Here is a 15,542-nt window from a genome sequence, read left to right as displayed (position 1 = left end):
TGTGCGGTACCCCGCTCCCTGTCGAGCATGCGGCACGCGGCGCGGCCGTGTCGCCGGACCGTCGGAGATCGCCGGTCGGACGGACGCCTCCGGCCGGTCCGAAGCCCCCCGGACAGTGCGGCGCCGCGCTGTCCACAGGGTGTGGACAGTCACGGGCGCCCGAGCCTCGGACGCGTGCCCCGTACACCGCCCGGAAGCGGCCCGCACGGGGCCGCGCCGGCGCCCGGCGATGGTCCGGCATCCGGCATAAAGAGACCGTAAAAGTTTTCCGGCTTCCGGCAATGTGTTCCAGCCGTCCCGTATGGGACCATCCAGCCAGTTCGACGGAGATGTTCGGGGGGAAGCATGTTCGGAGGATTTCGAGGACCGAGAAAGGTGATCGCGTGACCCTGTTTCTCGGTCTCGGTATCGCGGGGGTCGTCCTGCTCGTCCTGTCGCTGGTCTTCGACGGCATTCTCGAAGGTCTCTTCGGCGGTGTGCTGGACGGTCTCTTCGACGGGCTCCTGTCCCTGCCCGTCATCGCGGGGTTCCTGTCGATGCTCGGCTTCGGCGGCGCGATCGTGCTCGGCACCACGGACGCCGGTACGGTCGTAGCGACCGTCGGCGGCGTACTGGCCGGAATCCTCGCGGCGTGGCTCACCTGGAAGTTCAGCCGGGCGCTGATGCGTGATCAGACCAGTGTCACTCCGCGCGGGGAGGATCTCGTCGGCACGTCCGGGTCGGTCGTCACGGCCATCCCCGCCGACGGCTACGGCGAGGTCCTGCTGCGGCTGGCGGGCCAGCCGGTGAAGCTGGCGGCGAAGAGCGCGGTGCCGGTCGGACGCGGCACCGAGGTCTGGGTGGAGGCCGTGCTGTCCACCACCTCGGTCGCCGTGCGGCCCGTCGAACGCTGACCCCACCGAGCCGGGACACCATCCGTCGGACCACCGCGGCCCGCCACCGCACCGCAAGCACCACCACCCGCAATCGAACTGCCGTCCCGCAGGGAGGCAGGGGGGACACCCTTATGAGCCCAGTCGTGACCGCAGTCGTCGGAGTCGTCGTACTCCTGGTACTGCTCGCCCTCGTCGTCATCACCCGCTACAAGGTCGCGGGGCCCAGCGAGGCGTTCATCATCACCGGACGCCGGGGCAAGAAGTCGACCGACCCGGTGACGGGCCGCACCAGCATCGACAACAGCGGCCAGAAGGTCGTCGTCGGCGGCGGCGTCTTCGTCGTCCCGTTCGTCCAGCAGAAGTTCACCCTCGACCTGTCCAGCCGGCACATTCCGGTGGCCGTGCGCGGGGCCGTCACCCTGCGCGGGGTGAAGTCCAACCTCGAAGGCGTCGCGATCGTCAAGGTCGGCGGCAGCGAGGAAGCGATCCGGGCCGCCGCCCAGCGCTTCCTCCAGCAGCAGGACGGCATCGTCGGCTTCACCCAGGAAGTGCTCTCCGGCGCGCTGCGTGCCATCGTCGGCCGGATGTCGGTCGAGGACATCATCCGGGACCGCGCCGCGTTCGCCGGGCAGGTCGCGGAGGAGGCCGAGGCCAGCCTCTCCGGCCAGGGCCTGATCCTGGACGCCTTCCAGATCCAGGACATCACCACCGAGGGCTCCTACCTCGAAGACCTCGGCCGCCCCGAGGCCGCCCGTGCCAAGCAGGAGGCGGACATCGCCGAGGCGAACGCCAAGCGCGCCTCGGAGCAGGCCCGGCTGAAGGCCGCCGAGGAGATCGCCGTCGCCGAGCGGACGTTCTACCTCAAGCAGGCGGAGATCAAGGCCGAGACGGAGGCCGCTGCGGCCAAGGCCAACGCGGCGGGCCCGCTCGCCGAGGCGGCCCGTCAGCAGGAGGTCCTCGCGGAGCAGGAGAAGGTCGCCGAGCGGCAGGCCGCGCTGACCGACCGCGAACTCGACACCAAGGTCCGCAAGCCCGCCGACGCCGCCCGCTACCAGGCCGAGCAGGAGGCGGAGGCCCGCCGGATCGCCCAGGTGAAGGAGGCCGAGGCGGACGCCGAGCGCGCCCGGCTGACCGGTCAGGGCGAGAAGCTGCACCGCTCGGCCCTCGCCGACGCCGTGCGCATCGAGGGTGAGGCGGAGGCCGCGGCCATCGCCGCCAGGGGTGCGGCCGAGGCCGAGGCGATGCAGAAGAAGGCGGACGCCTTCGCCCGGTACGGCGACGCGGCCGTGCTCCAGATGCTGGTCGAGGTGCTGCCGCACGTCGTCGCCAAGGCGTCCGAGCCGCTGAGCGCCGTCGACAAGATGACCGTGATCTCCACGGACGGTGCGAGCCGGCTGTCGCGCACCGTCACCGACAACGTCGCACAGGGCATGGAACTCCTCAGCTCCACCACGGGCGTCGACCTGGCCGCGCTGCTGAAGAACCTCAAGGGCGCTGCGGCCGCCCCCGCTTCGGACGGCGCCGCACCGTCCGGCGTGTCCGCCCGGCAGACGGGCGGGGCGGATGCCACCCCTGCCGACGGAAAGATCGAGATCACCGACTGACCGGGCCCGTCCCGTACGCGCCCGTACGTGCCCGGCCGGTAGCGCACCGGCCGGGCACACGCATGTCAGGAACCCCGCGCCCGCTGCCCAGCGCTCCCGCGCCCCGGCCCCGCACCGCCGCACCGGAGGCGGCGGAAACCCTCCGGATAAGGTAATGCGCAGATAAAGAAATCACCAAGAGTGTCGATATGTCGCCATGTCCCTCAGGAGGAAGCCATGGGAACCCACCGCACCACACTGCCCGGAGTCGGTGTCCAGTACGACTACACGACCGAGTCGGGTCAGCACATCTCCGTCGTCGTGCACCACGACGGGCGTCGGTTCATCGGCTTCTACGACCAGGACGATCCTGATTCGTGCCGTCTCTCGGTACCGCTGACACCGCAGGAGGCGACCGGCCTCGCGCACCTCATCGACGCGGCGCCCATCGACGCGGTACGCACCGAGGGCATCGACCTGGTCACCGAGCACATCCCGCTCGGGACGCGCTCCCCCTACGGCGGACGGCTGCTCGGGGACACCCGGGCACGCACCCGCTCGGGGGCCTCGATCGTCGCGGTGCTGCGGACGCACAGTGCGCATCCGTCGCCCGGGCCGGACTTCCGGCTGGCCATCGGGGACACGCTCGTCGTCGTCGGAACCAGGGAGGGCGTCGATGCGCTCTCCGAGATCATCGCGGAGGGCTGACAGTGCATGACACGACCGCTTTGCTGGTGGAGCTCGGCTCCGTCATTCTGGGGCTGGGAATCATCGGGCGGTTCGCCGGGCGGATAGGACTCTCGCCCATTCCCCTGTATCTGCTGGCGGGGCTCGCCTTCGGGGAAGGCGGGCTCCTGCCCCTCGGCGCCAGTGAGGAGTTCACCGCCGTCGGCGCCGAGATCGGTGTCATTCTGCTGCTGCTCCTGCTGGGCCTGGAGTACAGCGCCTCGGAGCTGGTGACCAGCCTCAAGACCCAGTACCCCTCCGGGGTCGTGGACTTCCTCCTCAACGCGACCCCGGGAGCGGTGGCCGCGCTGCTGCTCGGCTGGGGACCCGTCGGGGCCGTCGCGCTCGCCGGCGTCACGTGGATCTCGTCGTCCGGGGTGATCGCCAAAGTGCTCGCGGACCTCGGACGGCTCGGGAACCGGGAGACGCCCGTCATCCTCGGCGTCCTGGTCATCGAGGACCTCTCGATGGCCGTGTATCTGCCGCTGCTGACCGCGATGCTCGCGGGAGTGGGCTTCGCCGGAGGCAGCATCGCCCTGCTCATCGCGCTCGGCACCGTCGGGTTCGTGCTCTACCTGGCCCTGCGTCACGGACGGCTGATCAGCCGGGCCGTGTCCTCCGACAACCCGGAGATGCTGCTGCTGGTCGTGCTCGGGCTGACGGTCCTGGTGGCCGGTGTGGCCCAGGAGTTGCAGGTGTCCGCGGCCGTCGGCGCGTTCCTGGTCGGGATCGCGCTCTCCGGTGAGGTCGCCGACGGCGCGCGCAAGCTGCTCACCCCGCTGCGGGACCTGTTCGCCGCCGTCTTCTTCGTGTTCTTCGGTCTCTCCACCAACCCGGCCGAGATCCCGCCGGTGCTGCTCCCGGCCGCGTTGCTGGCCGTCGTCACGATCTTCACCAAGACAGCCACCGGCTGGTACGCCGCCCGCCGGGCCGGAATCGGGTCGAAGGGACGCTGGCGGGCCGGCGGAACGCTCGTCGCCCGCGGCGAGTTCTCCATCGTCATCGCCGGACTGGCCGTGGCGACCGAGCCCCGGATCGGCCCCATCGCCACCGCGTACGTCCTCATCCTCGTGATCGCCGGACCGCTCACCGCCCGCTGGACCGAGCCGATCGCGACCAAGGTCCTGAGCCGACGCGGCCGTACCGCCGGTGCCCCGGCCACCGCGGAAACCACGGGTGCCGCGGGTTCTGCCGCGCGGGAGGAGATCCCGGCCTCGCCCTAGGGCGTGTTCGCCCGGAAGGGCACCAGGCCCTGCCCAGCGCCTCGACCGACCGCATCCGCCCCCGGCCGCCCGGTCGACGCCCGTACTCACGTGGCGTCGCCGGGCGGTCGGGGCGCTTCGCGATCGGGACACTTCGGACTTCGGGGCACTTCTCCCGACAGCCACTCGTTGCACTCAGTGCTGTTCACGGAACACGGAGGACACTCCGGGAACACCCTCCTGCTAACTTCTACACGCCTGTAGAGTTCAGTTGGTTCCGGCAACACAACGCAACGTATGGAGACGACATGGCCCTGTGGGATCGGATCAAGGAATCTGCTTCGTCGATGCAGTCGCAGCTGGAAGCGAAGAAGAACGACCTGAAGAGCGGGGCGTTCCGTGATGCGAGCATGGCCATGTGCGCCCTCGTCGCCGCTGCCGACGGTTCCGTCGACCCGTCCGAGCGCCAGCGTGTCGCCTCGCTGATCGCCTCCAACAACGTCCTGCAGAACTTCCCGGCGGACGACCTCCAGCGTCGCTTCAACGACTACGTGAACAAGCTCACCGCCGACTTCGACTTCGGCAAGGTCTCCATCCTCCAGGAGATCGGCAAGGCGAAGAAGAAGCCGGCCGAGGCGCGTGCCGTCATCCAGATCGGCATCGTCATCGGCGGCGCCGACGGCAACTTCGACGCGTCGGAGCGGGCCGTCGTGCGGGAGGCGTGCTTCGCGCTCGACCTCCCGCCGCACGAGTTCGACCTGTAGGGCCCGTCTCCGGACCGGCCCTGGTCCTCGACTCCCTCCCCGGCGGACCGGGCACCCCGGCCCGCCCGCGTACCGCCGGACGACCGCGGACCGGACGACACCGGTCCGCCTCCGGCAGGCCGGGGGTGCCCAACTCCCCCGATGGGCACCCCCGGCCACTCCGCTCCCGGCACCCGCGGCCGTTCCTCTCGCGGCGCCCGCGGCCACCCCTCTCCCGGCGTCCGGGTCACAGCTCCTTGGCCGGCCAGTCCAGCAGCCGGGCGCCGATCACCGCCGTCTGCAGCGTGTAACGGTGCATCGGGTCGGCCGGGTCGGCCCCGGTCAACTGGTGGATCCGCTCCAGACGGTAGGTCAGCGCCCGCACGCTCAGCGACAGCCGCCGGGCCGTCTCGGCGGCGACGCAGCCCGCGTCGAAGTAGGTGATGAGCGTGTTGAGCAGGGGCTCTGCCCCACCGCGCGCCCGCTGGAGCGGGCCCAGCTGACCGCGCACCAGGTCGGCCATGGCCTGCCGGTCCCGGGTCAGCACCGGATAGACCAGCAGATCGGCGGCGTACAGCACCGGATCGTCCAGGTCCATCCGCTGCGCGAGATCGAGCGCGTCGAGCGCCTCGTCGTAGGAGTGGACCACGCCCCCCGGGCCCGGATGCGGGCGGCCCACCGCCACCCGGCCGCCGTCCGTCGCCGCGTGCGCCTGCTTGGCGAAGTAGCGCAGCACATCGGGCTGGCTGGCCGGCGCGATGCAGACCAGCCGCCCGTCCTTCGTCGTAATCAGGATCTTCCGGCCACTGAACCGCGCGAGCAGCGCCGACTCGACCGCGCGGGGCACGGGGTCGGTCTCCGTGTACGCCTCCGGACCGGTGGCCACCGCGACCGCGTGGGCGCGGGAGAGCCGCAGCCCGAACCGGGTGGCGCGCTCGGCGATCCGGCCCAGGTCGCTGCGCCCGTACAGCAGGTCGTCGATGAACTCCCGGCGCGCCGCCTCCTCGCGCCGCACCGTCATCCTCTGGGCCCGCTCGAATCCCTCGGCGAAGGCGTCGACGGCCTGCTCGACCGCGGCCAGTACGGAATCGGTCGTCGCGGCGTCGGCCGAAGGGCCGCACGGCCAGTCGGCGCGGGTCGCCGCGAGATGGAGGCCGACCAGGGCACGGATCTGGAAACCCGCCTCGGCGGCCCGGCGCCCCATGGCCCGACGGGCGTCCAGCTCGTCCCGGGTCAGCCGACGGCCGGTGGCGGCGACCTCGGTCAGAATGCGGGCATAGTCACCCAGATATTCGTCGGGTATCTCCGGCGCGGCCACACGTACCCCCCTCACTTCTTGACGAGACTCCGACGTCCATCCAACACCACGCCGCGCTGCCGGTGCCCGGCATCAAGGCCGCATAAAGATTGCCGGATTCCGGCAGTGCACTCCCCGGGGCCCGAATGGCACGATCGGCCCAGCACCACGGGGGAACACGGGGGAACACGGGGGACGGCCCGGCCGTCGCGGCACCGCCATGCGCGGGCCGCGGCGCCTGGGTCACCCATCGCCGTCACCGGACCCCGCCAGAACAGACAGGGGTGGACCGATGCAGGAATTCCTGAGCGCGGCGACTGCCTTTCCGGCCGTACTGTTCGGAGCCGCGCTGGCCGTGGTCGTCTTCTTCTGGCTGCTCGTGCTGGCCGGGGCCGCCGACCACCACTCCTTCGACGGGGACCTGGACACCGGCCTGGCCGGGATCGGCGGAGTGCCGGTCACCGTCTCGGTGTCCGTGCTGGTCGTCGTCGGCTGGTTCACGAGCCTGACCGGTACCGTCCTGCTGCATCGCGGCGGCGCCACCGGCACCCTCCGCGCCGTGCTCACCTGCGCCGTGCTCGTCGGATCGCTGCTGATCGCCTGGACCGTCACGCGGGCGCTGGTGCGTCTGCTGCGCCGCCGCCTGCCGGAGGTACCCCCTCCGTCACGGCAGGACTTCCTCGGCCGGGTCTGCACGATCCGTACGGGCTCCGTGAGTTCCGACTTCGGTCAGGCCGAGGTCGTGGCGGACGACGGTTCCACCGCGATCGTCCAGGTCAGGCTGTTGAGTCCGCCGGACGGGCCGCTGCTCGTCGCGGGCAGCGCGGGGCTGCTGTACGCGTACGACGACAACGGCGAGTTCTTCTGGGTCTCGCCGTACGACAGGGCCCTCGATCCGGGCCCGCCGGGACGGCCCGAGCAGCCGGAGCAGCCGAAAGGGCTTCAACGGCTGAAGCGGTCGGAGCACCTGGAGCGGCCGGAACGGCCGAGGTCGCAGGTTCCGCCGGGGTCGCGCCGCGCCCGGCGCCCGGCCGCCCAGCACGGTGCGCCACGTACCGCGCACCACTCCGGCTGACCGGTCGGCCTTACCTCCGACCGGTCCTCCGGCCGGCCGGTCGTGCGGTCGGCCGCTGCGCCGCCGCGCCCGATCACGTCGACGCCGGCCCCGAGGGACGACTCGCGGGATGCCTCGCAGAACGCCGGGCCGTCCACGACCCTCCATCGCCGGACACGTTCCGACGACCCCGAACCGGACTGAACGTGACTGACCGTAAATGAACGTGACTGAACGAAAGAACGAAAGGGACTGACCGGGACTGAACGGGGCCGCACGAGGCTCCCGGCCGAACGGGCCGGCCCGCCCCTCCCTCCCTCCGCCTTCCGCCTTCCGCCTTCCGCCTTCCGCACCAGCCGTCAAGGACCGCCATGGATGCCATCACCCTGGGCTTCGGCGTACTCGTAGCCGTCGTCCTGCTCATCGCCGTCGCCCTCCTCCTCGTCATCAGCCGACTCTTCCGCAAGGTCGAGCAGGGCAAGGCGCTGATCATCTCCAAGACCAAGAAGGTCGATGTCACCTTCACGGGGGCCGTCGTACTGCCGGTGCTGCACAAGGCCGAGTACATGGACATCTCGGTGAAGACCATCGAGATCCGCCGTACCGGGCGCGAGGGCCTCATCTGCAAGGACAACATCCGCGCGGACATCCACATCAACTTCTTCGTCCGGGTCAACAAGACGGTCGAGGACGTCATCAAGGTCGCCCAGTCCATCGGCACGGAGCGCGCCAGCGACAAGGTGGCGATCCAGGAGTTCTTCGGCGCGAAGTTCGCCGAGGCGCTCAAGACGGTCGGCAAGCAGCTGGACTTCGTCGACCTGTACACCAAGCGCGAGGAGTTCCGGGACCGGATCATCCGGGTCATCGGCACCGACCTGAACGGCTACCACCTGGACGACGCGGCGATCGACTTCCTTGAGCAGACGCCCATGACGCAGCTCGACGGCGCCAACATCCTCGACGCGCAGGGCATCCGCAAGATCACCGAGCTGACGGCGATCGAGCACGTGCGCACCAACGAGTACCAGCGCACCGAGGAGAAGGAGATCACCCGGCAGGACGTCGACGCCCGGGAGACGATCCTGGAGCTGGAGCGCCGGCAGGCCGAGGCCGAGATCAAGCAGCGCCGCGAGGTCGAGACGCTGCGGGCCCGTGAGGAAGCGGCGACCGCCAAGGTCCAGGAGGAGGAACGGCTGAACGCCCAGGCCGCGTTCATCCGTACCGAGGAGCAGCTCGGCATCCAGCGCGAGAACCAGGCCCGGGAGATCGCCGTCGCGCAGAAGAACCGCGAGCGGGTCATCGCCGTGGAGAACGAGCGCATCGAGAAGGACCGGCTGCTGGAGGTCATCGGGCGCGAGCGGCAGACGGAGCTCGACCGGATCGCCGCGACGAAGGAGGTCGAGGCCGAGCGCCGCGAGGTCGCGGACGTCATCCGGGAGCGCATCGCCGTGGACCGTACGGTCGCGGAGCAGGAGGAGTCCATCAAGACGCTGCGGGCCGTCGAGGAGTCGGAGCGCACCCGCAGGTCGGTCATCATCGCCGCCGAGGCGGAGGCGCAGGAGAAGCTGGTCAAGGACATCAAGGCCGCCGAGGCGGCGGAGGCCGCGGCCGCCCACCTGGCCGCCGAACAGCTCACGCTCGCCGAGGCCCGGCTGAAGACCGCGGACCTGGACGCCCAGGCGAAGCTGCGGCTCGCGGAGGGTGTCCAGGCGGAGTCCGCCGCTCCCGGCCTCGCGGAGGTCCAGGTGCGGGACGCGGCCGCCGCCGTCATCGAGAAGACCGGTCTCGCCGAGGCCGAGGCGGCCTCCGCACGGCTCAGGGCCGAGGCGGAGGGGGCCAGGCTCAAGGCCCTCGCGGAGGCGGAGGGCACGCAGGCCCAGGCGACGGCCGACGCGGCGATGATCGGCGAGAAGCTGAAGGCCGAGGCGGCCGGGCTCACCGAGAAGGCCGCGGCGATGGCGGCCCTGGACGACGCCTCGCGCGGGCACGAGGAGTACCGGCTGCGGCTCGCCGCGGAGAAGGAGATCCGGCTGGCCGGGCTCGACGTGCAGCGGCAGGTCGCGGAGGCTCAGGCGACGGTGCTGGCCACCGGACTGGAGAACGCCGACATCGACATCGTCGGCGGGGAGTCGGTCTTCTTCGACCGGCTGGTCTCCTCCATCTCGCTGGGCAGGAGCCTCGACGGGTTCGTCGAGAACTCGGACACGGCGAAGGCCCTGGCCGGACCGTGGCTGGACGGCACGTCCTCGTTCACGGACGACCTGACCCGGATGGTGGGTTCGGTGACCACGGGGGACGTGCGGAACCTGACGGTGTCGGCGCTGCTGACGCGGCTGATGCGGGCACCGGGGGCCGGGATCGCGCCGGAGCAGGTACGTCAACTGCTGTCCGCCGCACGGGACTCGGGCCTCGCGGACCTGCCGGTCGCCGCGCTGACGGGGGCCGTGGGCGCGGGTGTCGCGGGTACGGCCGCCGGAACCGGGGCCGAAGCCGGGACTGCCGGTACGGGTGCCGGGGCCGAGGGGGCGGTGAACGCTCCGGACGCCGGGGCGCACGGCGCGGACGCGGAGACGCTCGCGGCACGGAACGGGGCGCCGGTCGCGTAGGCACACTCGTCCGGCTCGGGCCGGTTCCGCGGGCACCGCTCACCGCGCCCGCGGCCCGGTCCGGGCGCCGCGAACGGCCAGGAACCCGTCCGGGCAGGGCGGCAGGGCCCTGCCCGGACATCCCCGGGCCCGTCCGGTGACCGCCGAACCGTCCCCCGGCACCGGACGGGCCCACGCCGCAGGCCGCCCGCCCCCGCACCACCGCCCCACCACAGAACCACCACCGCACCCCCGCCCCACCACAGAACCGCCTCCGCGCCCCACAGGCCCCTCGCACACCGCACACCGCGCCACCGGCCGTCCCCACCCCACGGGCCGCACCACCACCCGCACGGGCGCCCCGGCACACCGCACACCTCACAGAAAGCCGCGCGCATGGACACCGACACCACGACCGCACCGCCCGCCGGCGGCCCCGTGGACGCGGGGACGTACGACGTGCTGCGCCGCCGGCTCCACGACCGGGCCGCCGATCTCGCGGCCCGCGCCGAGGCGCTCAACGCCCGCCGCACCGAGGAGTTCGGCTCGACCGGACTCCACCTCACCGGCACCGAGCGGATCCGCACCGCCCAGGCGTGCGTGCCCCGCGACCTGGTGGCCGTGGGCGGGCGGCTCCTCTTCGGCTTCGAGCGGGCCCCCGGGACGGCGGACCCGGCCGAGGTGAACGACGTACTCGCCCTCTACGGGCCGGAGTTGACCGAAGCCGACCCGCATCCGGGGCAGAACGGCGAGGCACCCGACGGCGGCGTGCTCGACGACGAGGGCTTCGTCCGCGAGTTCACCACTCTGCACCGCTACTACCGCGACGCCCGCCTGCTGCGGCTGCGCCGCGTGGACGGGAAGCTGCTCGCCGTCTTCCGTACCGGCGAGAACGCCGACGGCATCCGGGTGCTGCGCTGGGCGCTCGGCCCCGACGGCTCGCCCGGCGCGTTCCTCGACGCGCGCGGCGACCGCGACCACGTCTTCCCGCCCTCCCACGACTTCACCTGGATCGTCGCGGGACGCGAGTCCCACGTCCCGGGCCGGCACCCGCACATCGCCGTCGGCGGGGACGCGGACGGACCGGGCGGCGCCGTCCTCTTCGTCGACACCCTCGGCGGCACCCTGACCATCAAGACCGTCGACGACACCGACACCCCCGACGGGATCTACGAGGAGCCGGTCGCCGAACCGCTCCAGTCCCTCGCCGACGCCGACGTCGAGCACGCCACCGTCGGGCCGCTGGTCCTGCTCCGCGTGCGCCCGTACAACGAGGAGAACTGGCGCCACCTGGTCTTCAACACGCTGCTCGGCAGCGTGACACGGCTCGACGGCATCGGGCCCGCCTGCCACCGGCTCCCGGAGGACCAGGGGATCATCTTCCCCGGCGGCTACTACCTCACCACCGGCGCCGCGAAGACCTTCGACATCGCCGAACCGCTCACCGACCCGGTCTTCGAGGGCGTCGTCCGCTCCCCGAACGGGGAGGACGTGCTCTACGTCTTCCGCTCCCCCGACGACGGCCGCGGCCTGCTCCTGCCCTACAACCTGATCCGGCAGGAGGTCGCCACCCCGCTCCAGGGGCGCGGCCACGCCCTGCTCGACGACGGCACGCTGATCCTGCTGAAGGCCGGTGCCGGGGGCGACGAACCGGCCCGCGTCCACCCGGTGCAGCGCTGGCGGACCCCGTACGTCTCCGACACCCACGCCGCCTCCCGCCCCGCCGGGACCGGCCCGCTCGCCCGGATCGGCAACGCCGATCTGGTGCGCGGTGTCTCCGACCTGCTGGCGCTCGCGCACAGCACCGAGCAGATCACCGGCACCACCCCCACCGCCGCCGGATACGCGCGGCTGGTCGCCGACTGCACCCGCGCCACCGACCGTTACCACTGGCTCGCCGACCCCGAACTGGGCGGACTCGCCGCCCCGTTGGCCGGGCTACGGGAGGCCGCGCAGCAGATCACCGGCGAGTTCGAGACGGTACGGGAGCTGACCCGGCAGGCCGCGGACGCACTGACCGAGACCGCCGACCGGATCACCGCGCTCGTCCGCCGCGTCCGCGGCGAGGCCCCGCGCTCGGCCGCCGAATGGGTCGGCCGACTCACCGAACTCAGGCGTACTCAGGGCCACTTGGCGACGCTCGCGGAGATGCGGTACGCGGACACGGAACGGATCGCCGAACTGACCGCCGCCACCGCCGAGGACATCGAGTCGGCGGGACGGCGCGCCGTCGCGTTCCTCGCCCGGGACGACGCGTTCGCCGACCACCACGCCGACATCGCCCGCCTGACCGACGAGGCGTCCGCGCTCACCACCGTCGCCGAAGCCGCCGCCCTGGGCGACCGACTGACCGGGACGACGGAGGGCCTGAACACCGTCACGGACGTGGTCGCCGGGCTCGACATCGGCGATGCCATGGTCCGTACGTCCATCCTGGAGCGGATCGCGGAGGTCCTCGGCGGGGTCAACCGGGCCCGCGCCACCCTCGACGCGCGCCGCCGCGAGCTCCTGGAGCACGAGGGGCGGGCCGAGTTCGCCGCCGAGTTCGCCCTGCTCGGGCAGGCCGTCACCGGAGCCCTGGCCGCCGCCGGCACGCCGGACGCCTGCGACGACCAACTCTCCCGACTGCTCCTCCAGTTGGAGAACCTGGAGTCGCGGTTCGCGGAGTTCGACGACTTCCTCGCCGAGCTGGCCGAGCGCCGCACGGAGGTGTACGAGGCGTTCTCGGCCCGCAAGCAGACCCTCCAGGACGCCCGGGCCCGCCGGGCGGAGCGGCTGGCGGACTCGGCGGCCCGGGTCCTGGAGACGGTTTCGCGGCGGGTGTCCGCCCTGCCCGACCCGGACGCCGTGCACACCTACTTCGCCTCCGACCCGATGGTCGCGAAGATCCGCCGCACCGCGGACGAGCTGCGGGAACTCGGCGATCCGGTGCGCGCCGAGGAGCTGGACGGGCGGTTGCTGGCCGCCCGGCAGGAGGCCGGCCGGGCGCTGCGCGACCGGGGTGAGCTGTACGCGGACGGCGGCTCCGTGATCCGGCTGGGTCGGCACCGGTTCGCGGTGAACACCCAGCCGTTCGACCTGACGCTCGTCCCGCACGGGGAGGAGCTGGCGTTCGCGCTGACCGGCACGGACTACCGGGCCCCGGTCGGTGACCCGGACTTCGCGGCGACCCGCCCGTACTGGGACCGGACGCTGCCCTCCGAGTCGCCGCGCGTCTACCGCGCCGAGCACCTGGCGGCCCGGCTCCTCGCCGAGCATGGCGTGGACGCTCTGACCGCCCTGGACCCGGACGAACTCACCGCCCTGGTACGGGAGTCGGCTGCAGCCGCGTACGAGGAGGGCCATCAGCGGGGAGTGCACGACGAGGACGCCGCCGCGATCCTCGCCACGCTGCTCGAACTCCACGCCGGGGCCGGGCTGTTGCGTTTCCCGCCCGCCGTACGGGCGGCGGCCCAGCTGTTCTGGGCGTACGGGGCGGACGAGGCCCGGCGCACCTCCTGGACCCGGCGCGCCGTCTCACTGGCCCGCGCCCGGGAGACGTTCGGGCTCGCGCCCGCCGTCGCGGCCCTCCAGGAGGAGTGGGCGCACGCCATGGGCGCGGCCTCGTCCCTGCTCTCCGGCCCGGGTACCGGTGCCGAGGCACCCGGCCCCGGGGCCGTGGCCGCGTACCTCTTCGAGGAGCTGACCAGTGGCCCCGACGGCTTCGTCACGAGCGTCGCCGTCCGCACGTTCCTGGACAAGTTCCGCCGTGCCGTGGGCTCCTCGGCCTACGACGAGGACCTGGCCGCCCTGCACGACGACCTCCCGGCCCGCCGCCAGCTGGCCGAGGGCTGGCTCGCCTCGTACGCGGCGGCGAGCGGCACCGGCATCGAGCCGGGCGACCTCGCAGAGGCCGTCGCCGTGGAACTGTGCCCCGAGCCGGTGCTCGCCCGCTACGACTGCGCGGCGCCGCTCGGCGCGACCGTGGACGGCCTGCTCGGCGCCCATCCGCGCGTCGACCGGGGCCGGCTGACCGTACGACTGGACGAACTCCTTGCCCGCACCGGCGATTTCCGCGCCACTGCCGTCCCCGGCTTCCGCGCCTACCAGCGCCTGCGTACCGAACTCGTGGCCGCCGAGCGGGCCCGGCTGCGGCTGGACGACCACCGGCCGCGCGTCATGTCGGCGTTCGTCCGCAACCGGCTGCTGGACGAGGTGTACCTGCCGCTGATCGGCGACAGCCTCGCCAAGCAACTCGGCACCGCCGACGCCGACCGGCGCACCGACTCACAGGGGCTGCTGCTGCTCGTGTCGCCGCCCGGCTACGGCAAGACGACGCTCATGGAGTACGTCGCCGACCGGCTCGGGCTGGTCCTCGTCAAGGTCAGTGGACCGAACCTCGGCCACGACGTGACCTCCCTGGACCCGGCACAGGCGCGGACCGCGACCGCCCGCCAGGAGATCGAGAAGATCAACTTCGCGCTGGAGGCGGGCAACAACACCCTGCTCTACCTGGACGACATCCAGCACACCTCGCCCGAACTGCTCCAGAAGTTCATCCCGCTCTGCGACGCCACCCGCCGCGTCGAAGGCGTACGGGACGGCGAGCCGCGCACCTACGACCTGCGGGGCAAGCGGTTCGCGGTGTGCATGGCGGGCAACCCGTACACCGAGTCGGGGGCGCGGTTCCGGATCCCCGACATGCTCGCCAACCGGGCCGACGTGTGGAACCTCGGCGAGGTGCTGACCGGCCGCGAGGACGTCTTCGCGCTGAGCTTCGTCGAGAACGCGCTGACCGCCAACCCGGTGCTGGCCCCGCTCGCCGGGCGTTCCCGCGAGGACCTGGCGCTGTTCGTGCGGCTCGCGTCCGGGGACGGGGCGGCCCGCCCGGACCGCCTCGAACACCCCTACGCGCCCGCCGAGGTGGAGCGGATCACGGCGGTGCTGCGCCATCTGCTGACCGCCCGGGACACGGTGCTGGCCGTGAACGCCGCGTACATCGCCTCCGCCGCCCAGGCCGACGAGTCCCGCACCGAGCCGCCGTTCCGGCTCCAGGGCTCGTACCGCAACATGAACAAGATCGCCGAGCGGATCGTGCCGGTGATGAACGACGCCGAGCTGTCGGCCGTCATCGACGACCACTACGCCGGGGAGGCCCAGACGCTGACCACGGGCGCCGAGGCCAACCTGCTGAAGCTCGCGGAACTGCGCGGCCGGCTCACGACGCGGCAGGCCGCGCGCTGGGCCGAGATCACCACCTCCTACGTCCGCGCCCAGGCACTCGGCGCCCCGGACGACGACCCCCTGGGCCGGGCCGTCGCCGCCCTGGGGCTGCTCGCGGACCGGATCGCTGCGGTGGAGTCGGCCATCGTCCGTGTCGCCGACCCGCGCCACGTCCTCACCAACCCGACGGCCCGCCACGCGGCCCCTCACCCCGCGATCACCCGCCCCGCGGAATTCCCTGCGTCACACGAAGATCACTGACTGCCCGAACGGGT

The 15,542-nt window shown here is 72.4% G+C and carries 8 protein-coding genes and 1 pseudogene; 8 read left to right on the top strand and 1 reads right to left on the bottom strand.

The genetic code is table 11. From position 1 onward, the window contains the following. Positions 1-383 precede the first annotated feature (383 nt). From ACFYXM_RS07185 to ACFYXM_RS07165, 5 genes are all read left to right on the top strand, one after another. Positions 384-893 carry a hypothetical protein gene (locus tag ACFYXM_RS07185; protein ID WP_389287640.1) on the top strand — a complete coding sequence of 170 codons (510 nt, stop codon included), beginning with the start codon at positions 384-386 and terminating at the stop codon, positions 891-893. A 113-nt stretch (positions 894-1,006) separates the two neighbouring features. Beyond that, a complete protein-coding gene (locus tag ACFYXM_RS07180) occupies positions 1,007-2,479 on the top strand; it encodes a flotillin family protein (protein WP_389287638.1) in 1,473 nt (490 codons plus the stop codon). Between the two features lie 216 nt (positions 2,480-2,695). Beyond that, on the top strand, positions 2,696-3,166 hold the full coding sequence (locus ACFYXM_RS07175) for a cation:proton antiporter regulatory subunit (protein WP_389287636.1): 471 nt from the start codon (positions 2,696-2,698) through the stop codon (positions 3,164-3,166). Between the two features lie 2 nt (positions 3,167-3,168). Beyond that, on the top strand, positions 3,169-4,407 hold the full coding sequence (locus ACFYXM_RS07170; RefSeq protein WP_389287634.1) for a cation:proton antiporter: 1,239 nt from the start codon (positions 3,169-3,171) through the stop codon (positions 4,405-4,407). Positions 4,408-4,694: 287 nt separating this feature from the next. Next, positions 4,695-5,150: a tellurite resistance TerB family protein gene (locus tag ACFYXM_RS07165; protein ID WP_389287632.1), complete on the top strand. Its 456-nt coding sequence runs from the start codon at positions 4,695-4,697 to the stop codon at positions 5,148-5,150. 226 nt (positions 5,151-5,376) lie between these two features. On the opposite strand, the gene ACFYXM_RS07160 is transcribed toward ACFYXM_RS07165, so the two are convergent. Beyond that, a complete protein-coding gene (locus tag ACFYXM_RS07160) occupies positions 5,377-6,447 on the bottom strand; it encodes a PucR family transcriptional regulator (RefSeq protein WP_389287630.1) in 1,071 nt (356 codons plus the stop codon). Positions 6,448-6,718: 271 nt separating this feature from the next. Here ACFYXM_RS07160 and ACFYXM_RS07155 point away from each other — a divergent pair. The 3 genes and pseudogenes from ACFYXM_RS07155 to ACFYXM_RS07145 all read left to right on the top strand — a co-directional run. Continuing rightward, positions 6,719-7,333, top strand: a pseudogene (locus ACFYXM_RS07155) (hypothetical protein); the annotation flags it as partial. Positions 7,334-7,851: 518 nt separating this feature from the next. Continuing rightward, the gene (locus ACFYXM_RS07150; RefSeq protein ID WP_389287628.1) at positions 7,852-10,086 is read left to right on the top strand and encodes a flotillin family protein; all 2,235 of its coding nucleotides are present in this window, start codon (positions 7,852-7,854) and stop codon (positions 10,084-10,086) included. A 375-nt stretch (positions 10,087-10,461) separates the two neighbouring features. Continuing rightward, on the top strand, positions 10,462-15,528 hold the full coding sequence (locus ACFYXM_RS07145; RefSeq protein WP_389287626.1) for a DNA repair ATPase: 5,067 nt from the start codon (positions 10,462-10,464) through the stop codon (positions 15,526-15,528). Positions 15,529-15,542: the final 14 nt, after the last annotated feature.

It is taken from the genome of Streptomyces sp. NPDC002476, from assembly GCF_042889785.1.
GTDB lineage: Bacteria > Actinomycetota > Actinomycetes > Streptomycetales > Streptomycetaceae > Streptomyces.
This window is presented reverse-complemented; position numbering and strand designations above follow the sequence as displayed.